Here is a 13,031-nt window from a genome sequence, read left to right on the forward strand (position 1 = left end):
TCAGAGCGGGGCGGGTGGTCCGCGGGCACCAAGGCCGTGGCGGGGACCAGCGACATAATCAAGGTGTTGGGCGGTGCGGACCGGGCCATGGACCGGTGCAATCGCCAGCAGCGCCACAAACAGCGCCAAAGTCAGCATGCTGGCCAGCAGTGGACAGTAGCCGCAGGTGCCGTTGTCCGGATGCGTGCTGCCATGGTCGGGATGCCCCGCATGGCCCGCATGGGCAGTGGGGGAGGGCTGATCGGGCCTCGCCATCATCGCGTGTCCGGCCATCGCCATCGCGTGCGGCATGCCGTAGTTGCCGGCACTGAGCACGCCAAGCAATCGACCGGTGGTCGGCATCACCAGCAACAGCAACATGGCCGCAAACGCAAGCCCCGCCAGCAAGCGGCGCTGCGGGTGCTGGTGGTGGGCGAAGAAGCGTTTCAGCGGCCGGTGAAGCATGGACTCAGGCGCGACTGGTGGGCATGACCGCGCTGGGCACCACAACCCCGATCGCACCAGCAGCGGATCGTGTCGCGATGGGAGAAGATGCGTACATGCTCACTCCAAGGATCATCGCTCAAAGGTTAGCAGTGCGGCCGTGAAGAAACAGGTGGCGTGATGTCGCGGCATGCATGGGATGCGCGCGGCACCAAAAGGTGCCGGCGCCGAACCTCACTCCTCGCCGGGGCGCTCGCGCACCGGGTGCTTGCCGAGCTTGCGCTGCAGCGTGCGGCGGTGCATGCCGAGCCGGCGCGCGGTCTCGGAAATGTTGCCGTCGCATTCGGTGAGCACGCGCTGGATGTGCTCCCACTCGAGCCGGCGCAGGGCCAGCGGCTGTTCGGGGGCGTCCGGCGGCTCGTTGTCTTCGGGCGCGGCGGCATCGCCGTCGAGCAGGGCGCGCACCACCGCGTCGGCGTCCACCGGCTTGGCGAGGTAGTCGTGCGCACCTCGCTTGATCGCCTCCACCGCGGTGGCGATCGAGGCATAGCCGGTCAGCAGCAGCACGCGCAGGTCCGGCACCAGGGTATGCAGCTCGGGGATCAGTCGCAGGCCGTTCTCCTCACCGAGTTTCAGGTCCAGCACGCAGTAGCGCGGGCGATGGCGGCGGGTCAGCGCGCGTGCCTCGTCGAAATTGCTGGCGGTGATGACCTCGAAGCCGCGCGAGCCGAGCGCGCGGGCCAGCACGCGCAGGAACGTGGCGTCGTCGTCGACCAGCAGCAAGGGGCGCACCGGATCGGCAAGGGGCGACTCGGTCATGGTTCGGTTTCCTTCACTCGGGCAGGCGTCCATTCTTGCCGGAAGCGGCGCCGGTTGCACGCCTGGCGCGTCAGCGCCCGGTATCGACCGGTTCGGCGATCACCGCCAGCGGCAGCCGCAGGCACATCTCGGCGCCCTGTTCGACGTTGCGCGCCACCAGTTCGCCGCTCAGGCGCTCGGCCGTGGCCTCGGCCAGTGCCAGGCCGATGCCGAGCCCGCTCTGCTTGCGCGAATAGCCGAGCCGGGTCAGTTCGTCGGCGGTGTCGAAACCCGGGCCGCGGTCGGACACGCTCAGCTCCAGCCAGCGGTCGTCGCGGGTGATGCGCAGCGACACTGCATTGGAGCCGTTGGCCGCCGAGGCGTCGGCGGCATTGTTGAGCAGGTTGATCAGCGCATGGCGCAGCCCGGCCGGCGTGCGCAGCACCAGCGCCGCCAGCGTCTCGTCGAGGCTCAGGGCAAGCTCCGCTTCGGGCCGCAACAGCTGGAAGCGCTCCAGGCAACCGTGGATGAACTTGTCCACGCGGATGCGCTCGGGGTCCTGCGACAGCTGCGCCTTGCCGAAGGCGATCATCTCGCGCAGGATCGTGCGGCAGCGATCCACCTGGTCCTCCAGCAGCGCCAGATCCTCGTCCAGCAGCGGGTTGCCGGCGTGTTCGCGGCGCAGCTCCGGCAGCAGCGTGCGCATGGTCGACAGCGGCGTGTTCAGCTCATGCGCGGCCCCGGCCGCCTGGGTGGCGATGGCCAGGATGCCCTCGCCGCGCAACGCGCGTTCGCGCACGCGCTGCACCTCTTTCTGCTGCTCGCGCAGTACCCGCGCCAGGCGGCTGATGAAGAAGCTGAGCAGCAGCGCCATGATGACGAAGTTCACGCCCATCCCCGCCACGTGCAGCGAGAACCGCCCGGGCGCGCTGCCATGCGGGGGCAACGGCAACGGAACATGCGCGTAGAGCAGGATCACGTAGGCCACGCCGGCCAGCGCCGACACCGCCAGCACCGAGCGCCCGGGCAACGCCGCCGCGGTGAGCGCGATCGGCACCAGCAGCAGGGTGATGAACGGGTTGCTGGCGCCGCCGGTGAAATACAGCAGGTAACCCAGCACCAGCGTGTCGAACGCGATGTGACAGACCGCTTCCCACTCGCGCAGCGGCCACGGTTGCGCCAGCCGCCAGGCGGCAAACACGGCGAACACCGCCAGCACGCCGATGCCCAGCAGCAGCGGCAGCAGCGGGATCTGCAGATCCATCCACCATGCGCACACCAGCACCGCGGTGCTCTGGCCGGCGATCGCGCACAGCCGCAGCCACGCCAGCGCGCGGGTCAGTGCGTGGGGTCCTACCTGTCGGATGACGATCTGCTGTGGCATGGCAGGCAATGTGTTGCGCGGTGTCGCGACCCGCCGGGTCGGCGGGTCGCCTGATCGCCGCCGGGCTTACTGCTCCGAACCGATCGTCGGCAGCGGCGCCGGGTTGTTGTGCGCGTGATGCTGTGCCGACAGCTTGCGCATCAGCGGCAGCACGGCCAGCGCGATCACGGTGCAGGCGATGCCGGCCCAGCCCAGCTTGCTGAACAGGCTGGTGTAGATCGGCATGGTCTGCAGCGGGTCGGTGATGTTCTCCGGAATGCTGGCGAAGTTGGCCACGATACCGCCCAGGTACTGCGACACGCCCGAGGCGACGAAGTACGCGCCCATCATGAAGCCGCCCATGCGCTCGGGCACGTAGCGCGCGATCATCGCCAGGCCCAGGCCGCTGACCAGCAGCTCGCCCAGCGACGAGGCGCCGTAGCCCCACACCATCACCCACGAGCTGGTCTTGCCATCCACCGCGAAGTGCGCGGCCCAACTGTAGATGAAGAAGCCCAGCGCCACCGCGGCGAAGCCGAGCGCGAACTTGGTGGCGATGGAGATGTCCTTGCCGCTGCGCCCGGCGGCGTTGTAGAGCAGCGCCAGGATCGGGCTCAGGATGAAGATCCAGATCGGGTTGAACGACTGGAACTGCGCCGGCGCCCAGTTCCACAGGTGGACGCCGAACACGTCGAAGCTCGGGTTCACGTTGCGCAGCGCGAACAGGTTCAGCGAGGTCGACATCTGCTGGTAGAAGATGAAGAAGAACACCGTCTGCACGGTGAGCACCAGCGCGGCGATCAGGCCGGCGCGCTCGGAGCGCTCGCTGGTGCCGATCAGCCAGGCGAAGATGCCCAGCACCACCGCGGCGGCCACATAGACGAAGATGCGCGCCACTTCTTCATGGGCCAGCACGTAGGCCGAGGCGAACACGGTCAGCACGCCGACGCCCAGCACGGCCAGCAGCTTGCCCACGTGCATCGGCTGTTCGTCCGGCGCCGAACCGACGTGGTTCAGCGTGTGGCGCATCACCAGGTAGTTGGCCAGGCCCACCAGCAGGCCGAACGAGCACACCGCAAACGCGGCATGCCAGCCCAGCTCGTTGCCGTAGTGCAGGTTCACGTAATCCTTGATCCACGGCGTGAGCAGCATCGAGAACGTCGAGCCGATGTTCACCGCCATGTAGTAGATGGTGAACGCGCTGTCGATCTTGGAGTCGTCGCCCTCGTAGATCTTGCGCACCAGGTTGCCGGCGTTCGGCTTGAACAGGCCGTTGCCGACCACGATCACGCCCAGCGAGCAATACAGGAACCAGACGCTTTCGGTCGGTACGGCCATCAGCCCGTAGCCGACCGCCAGGATGGTCGCGCCCAGCAGCATGGTGCGCCGCGTGCCGAGGATCTTGTCGCCCACCCAGCCGCCGATCGCCGGTGCCACGTAGATCAGCGCCGCCGCGGCGCTCCACACCAGGTTGGCCTGCTCATCGGGGAAGCCCAGGCGCTGGACCATGTAGTAGACGATGAGCGCCTGCATACCGTAGTAGCCGAAGCGCTCCCACATTTCGATCAGGAAGACGGTGCTGAAGGACTTCGTCTGCGAGACGGCTGGGTTCTGGGTGGCCATGTTTTCCCCGGGCATTGGTTCAAATCCTGGTGGCGTGCGCGCACGCACCGGTGCCGCTGGACCCTGAACGGATCACAACCGGGCAAGGGTAGCGCATCCCCCCAAAGGTCATAGCTGCACCGCCGCATGACAATTCGTGCGCTGCGTGCTTGCGCTGTGTGCGCCCGATGGGGCGGAGGAACGGCTGTGGCATCATGGCGTGCCCGCGTTCCGCGGCGCGACAGGAGCCCGTTCGCCATGCCCCAGGCAAGCTTTCCCCGGACCGCGCGCGTCCGCGTTTCCTCCCGCACCGGCGCCGCGTCGCCGGTGTCGGCCTGAAGCGGAGGCGCAGCATGCCGGCCGAGGGTTTTCGGGGTCCGCGCCAGGTCTGGAACGCGTTTCGCTGGTCGATGAAGGGGCTGCGCGCCGCCTGGCGCCACGAGGCGTCGTTTCGGCTGGAGGCGATGCTGGCGGTGGTGCTGATTCCGCTCGGCCTGTGGCTGGGCGAGGGTGGCGTGGAAAAGCTCCTGCTTGTCCTCGCGCCGCTGCTGGTGCTGTCGGCGGAGCTGCTCAATTCGGCGATCGAGGCAGTGGTGGACAAGGTCAGCCCCGATTTCAACGAGCTGGCCGGCCGCGCCAAGGACATGGGTTCGGCGGCCGTGTTCGTGCTGCTGGTGCTGGTGGCGTTGAGCTGGGGCCTGATCCTGCTGCCGCGCTGGTTTTAGCTCCCGGTCGTGCTCATTGCGCCGGGACAGGCCGGATGCTGCAATGCAGATCCGTCCGCTCAGGAGCGATGCCATGAAAATCTTGCGTACCTTGATGATTCTGCTGCTGGTCGGCTTGATGTCCGGCTGCGGCTACAACGCCATGCAGCGTCAGGACGAGGCGGTCAAGGCAGCCTGGTCCGAAGTGCTGAACCAGTACCAGCGCCGCGCCGACCTGGTGCCGAACCTGGTCAACACGGTCAAGGGCTATGCCCAGCACGAGGAGAAGGTCTTCGTGGAGGTGACCAACGCGCGCGCCAAGGTGGGCAGCCTGCAGGTCAACGCCGACACCATCAACGATCCGCAGAAGCTGCAGCAGTTCCAGGCCGCACAAGGCGAGCTGGGCAGCGCGTTGTCGCGGCTGATGGTGGTCAGCGAAAACTATCCGCAGCTGAAGGCCGACGGCCTGTTCCAGAACCTGCAGGCGCAGCTGGAAGGCACCGAGAACCGCGTCACCGTGGCGCGCAACCGCTACGTGCAGGCGGTGCAGCAGTACAACGCGATGATCCGCACCTTCCCCAACAACATGACCGCCAAGATGTTCGGCTACAAGGTCAAGCCGAACTTCAGCGTGGACAACGAGAAGGCCATCTCCACCGCGCCCAGGGTGGATTTCGGCACCAGTGCGCCAGCGCCCGCGACCTCGGTGCACTGAAGTGATCCGCCGCCTGCTGCCGCTGCTGCCGCTGCTGGCGTTGCTGCTGTGCCTGCCGGCGGCGCTGCAGGCGGCGGCGGTGCCGCAACTGGCGCGGCACGTCACCGATCTCACCGGCACGCTCAACGCGGCCCAGGTCGACCAGCTCGACGCGCAACTGGTGGCGCTGGAAAAGGCCAAGGGTGCGCAACTGGTGGTGCTGATGGTGGGCAGCACCGGCGAGCAGCCGATCGAGGAGTACTCGCTGGCGGTCGCCGAAGCCAACAAGATCGGCCGCAAGGGCACCGATGACGGCGTCCTGCTGCTCGTCGCCAAGAACGACCGGCGCGTGCGCATCGAGGTCGGTTATGGCCTGGAGGGCGCGATCCCCGACGCCGCCAACGCGCGCATCATCCGCGAGTACATCGCGCCGAAGTTCCGCACGGGCGACTATTTCGGCGGCATCCACGACGCCGTCGGCGCGCTGACCCAGCTGATCGACGGCGAGCCATTGCCGCCACCGGTGGAAGGGGCGCCGCGCGAGGATCGCGGCCTCGGGCTGCAAGGCATGTTGATGATCGCGTTGTTCGCCGCGATCTTCCTGCGCGGCGTGCTGGGCCGGGCGCATGCGCTGGTACGGGTGCCGCTGGGCGGCGCGCTGATTGGCGGCCTGTTGTGGCTGCTGGTTTCCGTCGGCGCCGGCGTGCTCGGCGCGGTGGTGGGCGGCATCGTGATGCTGCTGCCTTCCGGCGGCGGGCGCTCGATCGGCGGTGGCGGCTGGGGCGGTTTCGGTGGTTTCGGCGGCGGCGGATTTGGCGGCGGAGGTTTCGGCGGCGGCGGTTTCAGCGGAGGCGGCGGCAGCTTCGGCGGCGGCGGTGCCTCGGGGAGCTGGTGACATGACGCGCATGCAACGAGTGCTGGCAAACACGTTCGAGGGCTGGTTCCAGCTGCGGCGGCGTTTTCCCGCCAGCTTGCTGGACGAGATCACGGCTGCCATCGCCGCCGGCGAACGTGGCCACCACGGCGAAGTGCGCGTGGCCATCGAATCGCGACTCCACCCGCTGGCCGTACTGGGCGGACTTGACGCAGCCATCCGCGCGCGCCAGCTGTTCAGCCAGCTGCGCGTGTGGGACACCGAGCACAACAGCGGCGTGCTGCTGTACGTGCTGCTGGCCGAGCATCGCATCGAGATCGTTGTCGACCGCGGCATTGCCGCACGCGTGTCACCGGCGGCATGGGCCGGCATCTGCACCACCATGCGCAACCACTACGCAAACGGCGAATGGCGCGAAGGCAGCCTGGGCGGCATCGCCGCCACCCACGCCCTGCTGCTGCAGCACTTTCCCGCCCACGACAAGGCCAATCCCGACGAGCTGCCGGATCGGCCGGTGTTGCTGTGAACGCGCGCGGGCGTGTCCCGTGGCCAGACCGGCACTCGTAGGAGCCCGCTCGCGGGCGATGCTTTTGCAGATCCCTGGTCCGAGACAAGAGCATCGCCCGCGAGCGGGCTCCTGCGTGCGTGCGCCCGCGGCATCTTTCCGAATCCTTGCGTGACGCTACACTTGGCCTTTGCCCGATCGGCCCCTTCCGCATGTCGCAGCCTTTTGTCGCCCAATTCGATCCGGTCGCCTTCCATGTCGGTCCGGTGCAGGTGCACTGGTACGGCCTGATGTATCTGCTGGGCTTCCTCTTCGTCGCCGTGCTGGGCGAATACCGGCGCCGCCGCGGACGCCTGCCGGTGAGCCGCGACGCGCTGGGCGACTTGCTGTTCTACGGCATGCTGGGCGTCATCGTGGGCGGGCGCATCTGGTACATGCTGTTCTATTACGAGGGCGGTATCGGCTGGATCTGGCGCGAGCCGCTGGTGCTTTTCAAGGTGTGGGATGGCGGCATGAGCTTCCACGGCGGTCTGCTCGGCGTGCTCGCCGCAGGCTGGTGGTGGTCGCGGCGCAACGCGCTGCACTTCTTCGACACGGTGGATTTCGTGGCTCCGCTGGTGCCGCTCGGACTGGGCCTGGGACGGCTCGGCAACTTCATCAACGGCGAACTGTGGGGCAAACCCGCGCACCATGCATGGGCGATGATTTTCCCCGGCGCACAGGCCGAGGACATCGCCTGGGCCACGGCGCACCCGGCCTGGCTGCCGCAGCTGCAGCAGTTCGGCGGGCTGACCCGACATCCCTCGCAGCTCTACGAACTGTGCCTTGAAGGCGTGGTGATGTTCGTGGTGCTGTGGCTGGTGTCGCTGAAACCGCGTCCGCGTTATCTGGTGTCGGGTTTGTTCGCGCTGCTGTATGGCGTGTTCCGCTTCGCGGTGGAGTTCGTGCGCGTGCCCGATGCGCAACTGGGCTATCTGTTCGGCACCGACTGGGTGACGATGGGACAGATGCAGTCGCTGCCGCTGATCGCGGTCGGGCTGGTGCTGATCGCCATGTCCCGCCGCGCGCCCACGTTGGCGCTGGCCAATCCCTCGTAGGGCGGGTACCGCCCGCCGCTTCTTGACGCACATGCGGCGGGCATTGCCCGCTAGCTGTTCCCCGGCACGACAATGATGGGCATTGTCCTCCCCGCGGGCGGCGTCAGAAGTTGCGGTCGCCGCCCAGGATGTCGCCCAGGCCGCCGAGGATCGAGCCCTCGCCGCGACGTTGCCCGCCGCCCTGCGGCGCGGCTGCCAGCATGCGACCGGCCAGTCGCGAGAACGGCAGTGATTGCAGCCACACCGTGCCCGGGCCGGTCAGCGTGGCCAGGAACACGCCCTCGCCGCCGAACAGCATGCTCTTGATGCCGCCGACCGCTTTCACGTCCATGTCCACGGTGTCGTGGAAAGCCACCACGCAGCCGGTGTCCACGTCCAGCCGTTCGCCCGCGGCCAGCTCGCGTTTGATCATGGTGCCGCCGGCATGCACGAATACCCAGCCGTCGCCTTCGAGCTTCTGCATGATGAAGCCTTCGCCGCCGAACAGGCCGGTGAGGATCTTGCGCTGGAAGAAGATGCCCAGTTGCACGCCGCGCGCGCCGGCCAGGAACGCGTCCTTCTGGCAGATCAGCCGACCGCCGTGGTCGGAGAGTTTCATCGCCAGCACGGTGCCGGGGTAGGGCGCGGCGAAGGCGACCCTGGCCTTGCCCTGGCCGCGGTGGGTGAACACCGTGGTGAACAGGCTCTCGCCGGTGATCACGCGCTTGCCGGCGGAGAGCAGCTTGTCCATCAGGCCGCCGCCGCTCTGGCCGCCGCTGGAGCCGTCGCCGAACACGGTATCCATCTGCACGCCGGCCTCCTTGTACATCAGCGCGCCGGCCTCGGCGATCGCGCTTTCGCCCGGATCGAGTTCGATCTCGACGAACTGCATGTCCGTGCCCACGATCGTGTAGTCGATCTCGTCGGCGCGTCCGCTGCCCAGCGTCGCCGGCACCGGCGGCGGACCCATCGCCGCGCCCAGTTCGGCCACGCTGCGGATCGCCTTCCACTCGGTGAAACCTTCGCGCCAGCAATAGCCGTCCGGCTGGCGCCGGGCCTGAGCCATCGCGGCGGCGTCATCCAGCGGGCCGACGCGTTCGGTATTCTTGCCGTAGCTGAAAAACCACGCTGCCATGACCGTCTCCGTGCGGAAAAGCCAGAGTCTAGCCGTGGCCCCTGCAGGAGTGCACCTTGTGCGCGATGCTCTTGTGCCGTGCCTCGAAGAGCATCGCGCACAGGGTGCGCTCCTACCTATACTTGGCCGATGCATCCATACCTCGACCTGCTCCGCCACGTCCTCGACCACGGCACCCCCAAGGCCGACCGCACCGGCACCGGCACGCGCAGCGTGTTCGGCTGGCAGATGCGGTTCGACCTTGCGCAGGGTTTTCCGCTGGTCACCACCAAGAAGCTGCACATCAAGTCGATCGTGCACGAGCTGATCTGGTTCCTGCGCGGCGACACCAACATCGCCTACCTCAAGGAACACGGTGTGCGCATCTGGGACGAGTGGGCCGACGCCAACGGCGATCTCGGCCCGGTCTATGGTCAGCAATGGCGCGCGTGGCCGACGATCGACGGCGGCACGATCGACCAGATTTCCTGGGTGGTGGACGAAATCAGGCGCAACCCCGATTCGCGGCGGTTGATCGTCAGTGCCTGGAACGTCGGCGAGTTGCCGAAGATGGCGCTGATGCCGTGCCACACGCTGTTCCAGTTCTACGTGGCCCCTTCGTCGGGCCCGGGACAGGCTGCCAGGCTCAGCTGCCAGCTCTACCAGCGTTCGGGCGACATCTTTCTCGGCGTGCCGTTCAACATCGCGAGTTACGCGTTGCTCACGCACATGATTGCGCAGGTCTGCGGCCTGGCCGTGGGCGATTTCGTGCATACCCTGGGTGACGCCCATTTGTACGACAACCATGTCGAGCAGGCACGCTTGCAGCTGAGTCGCGAGCCGCTGCCGCTGCCGCGGCTGGTGCTCAATCCCGAGGTGCGCTCGGTGTTCGATTTCCGTTACGAGGACATCGCGATCGAAGGCTACCAATCGCACCCGGCGATCAAGGCCGCGGTGGCGGTCTGATTCCGTGCGCGGCGCGGCCTGCTAAGATTCCAGACATCCCGCGGCGCCCGAGTGGCCGCCTTTTCGATGATCACGATTGCAAGGATTTCCCATGGCCATCTCGCTCATTGCCGCACTCGATGAAAACTTCGCGATCGGCCGCAAGGGCCAACTGCCATGGCACCTGCCGGACGATCTGCGCTGGTTCAAGCAGCTGACCGTCGGCAAGAATGTGCTGATGGGCTACAACACCGCCGTCTCGATCGGCCGCGCGCTGCCGGACCGGGTCAACATGGTGCTCACCCGCCGCCATGAGGCGCCGTTTCCCGGCCAGATCACCGTGCGCTCGATCGAGGAGGCGCAGGCGCGTTGCAGCAACACCGGCCTGATGGTGATCGGCGGCGGCATGGTGTTCGCCGAGGCCTTGCCCAACGCGCGGCGGATGTACCTGACCTGGGTCAGCGCAGCCATCGACGGTGCCGACACGTTCTTCCCCGGCGTGCACTTCAGCGATTGGACTGAAGTCTCGCGCGTGCATCACAAGGCCGATGCCGAGCACGCCTACGACTTCGACATGGTCGAGTACCTGCGCAACGCGTGATGCCCGCAACGGTCATGCACGTGATGGCTGGCGTCCTGCTGGACGACAATGGTTGCGTGCTGCTGGCGCAGCGCCCGGCAGGCAAGCATCTGGCGGGATTCTGGGAGTTCCCCGGCGGCAAGCTCGAAGCCGGCGAGACACCGCTGGCGGCACTGGCGCGTGAACTGCTGGAAGAGCTGGGCATCCAAGTGCGCGACGCCGAGCCCTTGGTCTGCTTGCCGTGGCGATACGAGGATCGGGAGCTGCTGCTCGATGCCTGGCGCGTCTCGTCGTGGCGCGGGGAACCCCGTTCGCTCGAAGCACAGCCGTTGCAGTGGATGCTGCCGGCAAGCGTCGACCCGATGATCCTCGCTCCCGCGGACCGGGTGATTCTGGCGGAGCTGACGGCGCCGTTGTAGGAGCGCACAGGGTGCGCTCCTACAGTGCCAGTGCCAAGTACCGCTGGTGCAGTTCGGCCACGGGCTGATCCAGCGCGCTTTCGTCGCCGCTGTTGTCGATCACGTCGTCCGCGAGGGCGAGGCGCTCGGCGCGAGTGGCTTGCTGCTCGATCATGCGCCGTGCCAGGGCCTCGTCGACGCCGTCGCGGGCGATCAGGCGGGCCAGTTGCACGGACTCGGGGACATCGACCACCAGTACGCGGTCGACCCAGCGGTACTGCGCGATGTTCTCCGCCAGCAGCGGGATCGCCAGCAGGCAATACGGCGCGCTCCCGCTCTGCGCGCGTTCGCGCAACCAGGCACGCACGCGCGGGTGGATGATGGCTTCCAGCCTGCGCCGCGCGGCGGGATCGGCGAAGACGCGCCGGCGCATCGAGGGACGATCCAGCTCGCCGCGGTCGCCCAGCACGTCCGCCCCGAATGTGGCAACCACCTCGGCAAGGCCTTCGCTGCCGGGTGCGATCACCTCGCGGGCAGCCACGTCGGCGTCATGCACCGGCACGCCGAGCGCCTCGAAGCGCCGCGTCACCGCGCTCTTGCCGGCGGCCACGCCGCCGGTCAACGCCACCACGAGGCGCGGCCCGCCGCTCATCGCAGGCCGGTGAAGTGCATGTAGCCCTGCAGCAACTGGGGACCGGCCATGAACCACACCCAGCCGGCGGCGGCCAGGAACGGTCCGAACGGCATCGGGATCTCGCGCCCGTGCCTGCGCAACGCGATCAGGCTGCCGCCCACCAGGGCGCCGATCAGCGACGACAGCAGGATCACCGGCAGCAGGGCCACCGGCCCCATCCACGCGCCCAGCGCCGCCAGCAACTTGAAGTCGCCGTGGCCCATGCCTTCCTTGCCGGTGAGCAGCTTGAACGCCCAGTAGACGCTCCACAGGCTCAGGTAGCCGATCGCCGCACCGATGATCGCCGAAGGCGCGCTGGCGAACAGCGGGATCAGCGACAGCACCATGCCCAGCCACAGCAGCGGCAGGGTCAACTGGTCCGGCAGCAACTGCGTGCGGAAGTCGATGCCGGCCGCGGCGATCAGCACCCAAGTGAACACCAATCCTGCCAGCGCGGTCCAGGACGGTCCGAATTTCCAGACCACCAGCGCGCTCAGCACGCCGCTGAACAGTTCCACCAGCGGATACTGGATCGAGATCTTCGCCTTGCAATAGCGGCAGCGTCCGCGCAGCAGCAGCCAGCCGAACAGCGGAATGTTGTCGGCCGCCGACAACGGATGCTTGCAATGCGGGCAGTGCGAAGGCTCGCGCACGATACCCGGCGGCAGCGGCGCGTCATCCGCCGGCAACTCCAGCACCTCGCGCGCCTCCCGGCGCCAGCTTGCGGTCATGCGCTCGGGCAGGCGCAGGATCACCACGTTGAGGAAACTGCCCACCAGCAGGCCGAGCACGGCGGCGAGGGCGATCCAGACGGACAGCGGAAGTTCGGGCATGCGTGGACCTTTAAAGCCCCTCCCCCTCCGGGGGAGGGGTTGGGGAGAGGGTGCGGCCCCGAGCGAAGTCCAGAATCGCCTCAAGCACCGCTGCGGTTTCCTGCAACACCTGATTGTCCCAGAATCTCAGCACCACGAGGCCTTGCCGTTCCAGCGCGCGCCTACGAATCCTGTCGGTTTCTTCATCGTGTTGCGAACCATCGACCTCGACGACCAGCCTGAATCCTTCGCAGAAGAAGTCGGCGATATACGGCGGGATGGGGTGCTGACGGCGGAACTTGAGCCCGACGAGGCGTCTGGCGCGCAGGTGATACCAGAACTTGATTTCAGCAGCGGTGCTGGTGGTGCGCAGCGACTTGGCCGTGGTCAGCGTTCGGGAAGGAAGGGGCGGTTTGTGGTGCATGGCTTCGGGCGTACCCTCTCCCCAACCCCTCTCACCCGCAAGGGGA

At 67.6% G+C, this 13,031-nt stretch carries 16 protein-coding genes; 8 read left to right on the forward strand and 8 right to left on the reverse strand.

The features are described 5' to 3' along the window. The 4 genes from ACFCQI_RS12250 to ACFCQI_RS12265 all read right to left on the reverse strand — a co-directional run bounded on the left by ACFCQI_RS12250 (position 1) and on the right by ACFCQI_RS12265 (position 4,207). A complete protein-coding gene (locus tag ACFCQI_RS12250) occupies positions 1 to 360 on the reverse strand; it encodes a DUF2946 family protein (protein WP_395117063.1) in 360 nt (119 codons plus the stop codon). Between the two features lie 297 nt (positions 361 to 657). Next, the gene (locus tag ACFCQI_RS12255; protein WP_395117065.1) at positions 658 to 1,242 is read right to left on the reverse strand and encodes a response regulator transcription factor; all 585 of its coding nucleotides are present in this window, start codon (positions 1,240 to 1,242) and stop codon (positions 658 to 660) included. Positions 1,243 to 1,312: 70 nt separating this feature from the next. Continuing rightward, positions 1,313 to 2,605, reverse strand: coding sequence for an ATP-binding protein (locus ACFCQI_RS12260; protein ID WP_395117067.1), 1,293 nt, complete (start codon positions 2,603 to 2,605; stop codon positions 1,313 to 1,315). Positions 2,606 to 2,671: 66 nt separating this feature from the next. Next, entirely contained in the window at positions 2,672 to 4,207 is a 1,536-nt protein-coding gene (locus tag ACFCQI_RS12265) for a peptide MFS transporter (RefSeq protein ID WP_395117069.1), read from the reverse strand. Between the two features lie 332 nt (positions 4,208 to 4,539). On the opposite strand from ACFCQI_RS12265, the gene ACFCQI_RS12270 reads away from it, so the two are divergent. From ACFCQI_RS12270 to lgt, 5 genes are all read left to right on the forward strand, one after another. After that, positions 4,540 to 4,911: a diacylglycerol kinase gene (locus ACFCQI_RS12270; RefSeq protein WP_395117071.1), complete on the forward strand. Its 372-nt coding sequence runs from the start codon at positions 4,540 to 4,542 to the stop codon at positions 4,909 to 4,911. A gap of 73 nt (positions 4,912 to 4,984) precedes the next feature. After that, on the forward strand, positions 4,985 to 5,605 hold the full coding sequence (locus tag ACFCQI_RS12275; RefSeq protein WP_395117073.1) for a LemA family protein: 621 nt from the start codon (positions 4,985 to 4,987) through the stop codon (positions 5,603 to 5,605). A 4-nt stretch (positions 5,606 to 5,609) separates the two neighbouring features. Further along, a complete protein-coding gene (locus ACFCQI_RS12280) occupies positions 5,610 to 6,479 on the forward strand; it encodes a TPM domain-containing protein (RefSeq protein WP_395121352.1) in 870 nt (289 codons plus the stop codon). Position 6,480: 1 nt separating this feature from the next. Continuing rightward, positions 6,481 to 6,984: a TPM domain-containing protein gene (locus ACFCQI_RS12285; protein ID WP_395117075.1), complete on the forward strand. Its 504-nt coding sequence runs from the start codon at positions 6,481 to 6,483 to the stop codon at positions 6,982 to 6,984. 191 nt (positions 6,985 to 7,175) lie between these two features. Next, positions 7,176 to 8,060 carry a prolipoprotein diacylglyceryl transferase gene (gene lgt, locus ACFCQI_RS12290; protein ID WP_395117077.1) on the forward strand — a complete coding sequence of 295 codons (885 nt, stop codon included), beginning with the start codon at positions 7,176 to 7,178 and terminating at the stop codon, positions 8,058 to 8,060. 103 nt (positions 8,061 to 8,163) lie between these two features. Here lgt and ACFCQI_RS12295 read toward each other — a convergent pair whose 3' ends face one another. Continuing rightward, positions 8,164 to 9,174, reverse strand: a complete 1,011-nt coding sequence (locus tag ACFCQI_RS12295) for a TIGR00266 family protein (protein ID WP_395117079.1) — start codon at positions 9,172 to 9,174, stop codon at positions 8,164 to 8,166. A gap of 129 nt (positions 9,175 to 9,303) precedes the next feature. Here ACFCQI_RS12295 and ACFCQI_RS12300 point away from each other — a divergent pair, with 129 nt between their 5' ends. The 3 genes from ACFCQI_RS12300 (at position 9,304) to ACFCQI_RS12310 (ending at position 11,097) form a co-directional block, all read left to right on the forward strand. Next, entirely contained in the window at positions 9,304 to 10,119 is an 816-nt protein-coding gene (locus ACFCQI_RS12300; RefSeq protein WP_395117081.1) for a thymidylate synthase, read from the forward strand. A 91-nt stretch (positions 10,120 to 10,210) separates the two neighbouring features. Beyond that, on the forward strand, positions 10,211 to 10,699 hold the full coding sequence (locus tag ACFCQI_RS12305) for a dihydrofolate reductase (protein WP_395117083.1): 489 nt from the start codon (positions 10,211 to 10,213) through the stop codon (positions 10,697 to 10,699). Then, the gene (locus ACFCQI_RS12310) at positions 10,699 to 11,097 is read left to right on the forward strand and encodes an NUDIX domain-containing protein (protein ID WP_395117085.1); all 399 of its coding nucleotides are present in this window, start codon (positions 10,699 to 10,701) and stop codon (positions 11,095 to 11,097) included. Before ACFCQI_RS12305 ends, ACFCQI_RS12310 begins: the two co-directional genes overlap by 1 nt. A gap of 19 nt (positions 11,098 to 11,116) precedes the next feature. Here ACFCQI_RS12310 and coaE read toward each other — a convergent pair whose 3' ends face one another. Genes coaE through ACFCQI_RS12325 form a run of 3 tightly spaced genes read right to left on the reverse strand, consistent with a single transcriptional unit; the run spans position 11,117 to position 12,985 of the window. Then, a complete protein-coding gene (gene coaE / locus ACFCQI_RS12315; RefSeq protein ID WP_395117087.1) occupies positions 11,117 to 11,728 on the reverse strand; it encodes a dephospho-CoA kinase in 612 nt (203 codons plus the stop codon). Next, positions 11,725 to 12,582 (reverse strand): prepilin peptidase, encoded by an 858-nt coding sequence (locus ACFCQI_RS12320; RefSeq protein WP_395117089.1) that lies wholly within the window; start codon positions 12,580 to 12,582, stop codon positions 11,725 to 11,727. The genes coaE and ACFCQI_RS12320 overlap by 4 nt, the downstream gene beginning before the upstream one ends. A 10-nt stretch (positions 12,583 to 12,592) precedes the next feature. Further along, positions 12,593 to 12,985: an endonuclease domain-containing protein gene (locus ACFCQI_RS12325; protein WP_395117091.1), complete on the reverse strand. Its 393-nt coding sequence runs from the start codon at positions 12,983 to 12,985 to the stop codon at positions 12,593 to 12,595. Positions 12,986 to 13,031 lie beyond the last annotated feature (46 nt).

The organism is Rhodanobacter sp. FW102-FHT14D06 (assembly GCF_043950705.1).
GTDB lineage: Bacteria > Pseudomonadota > Gammaproteobacteria > Xanthomonadales > Rhodanobacteraceae > Rhodanobacter.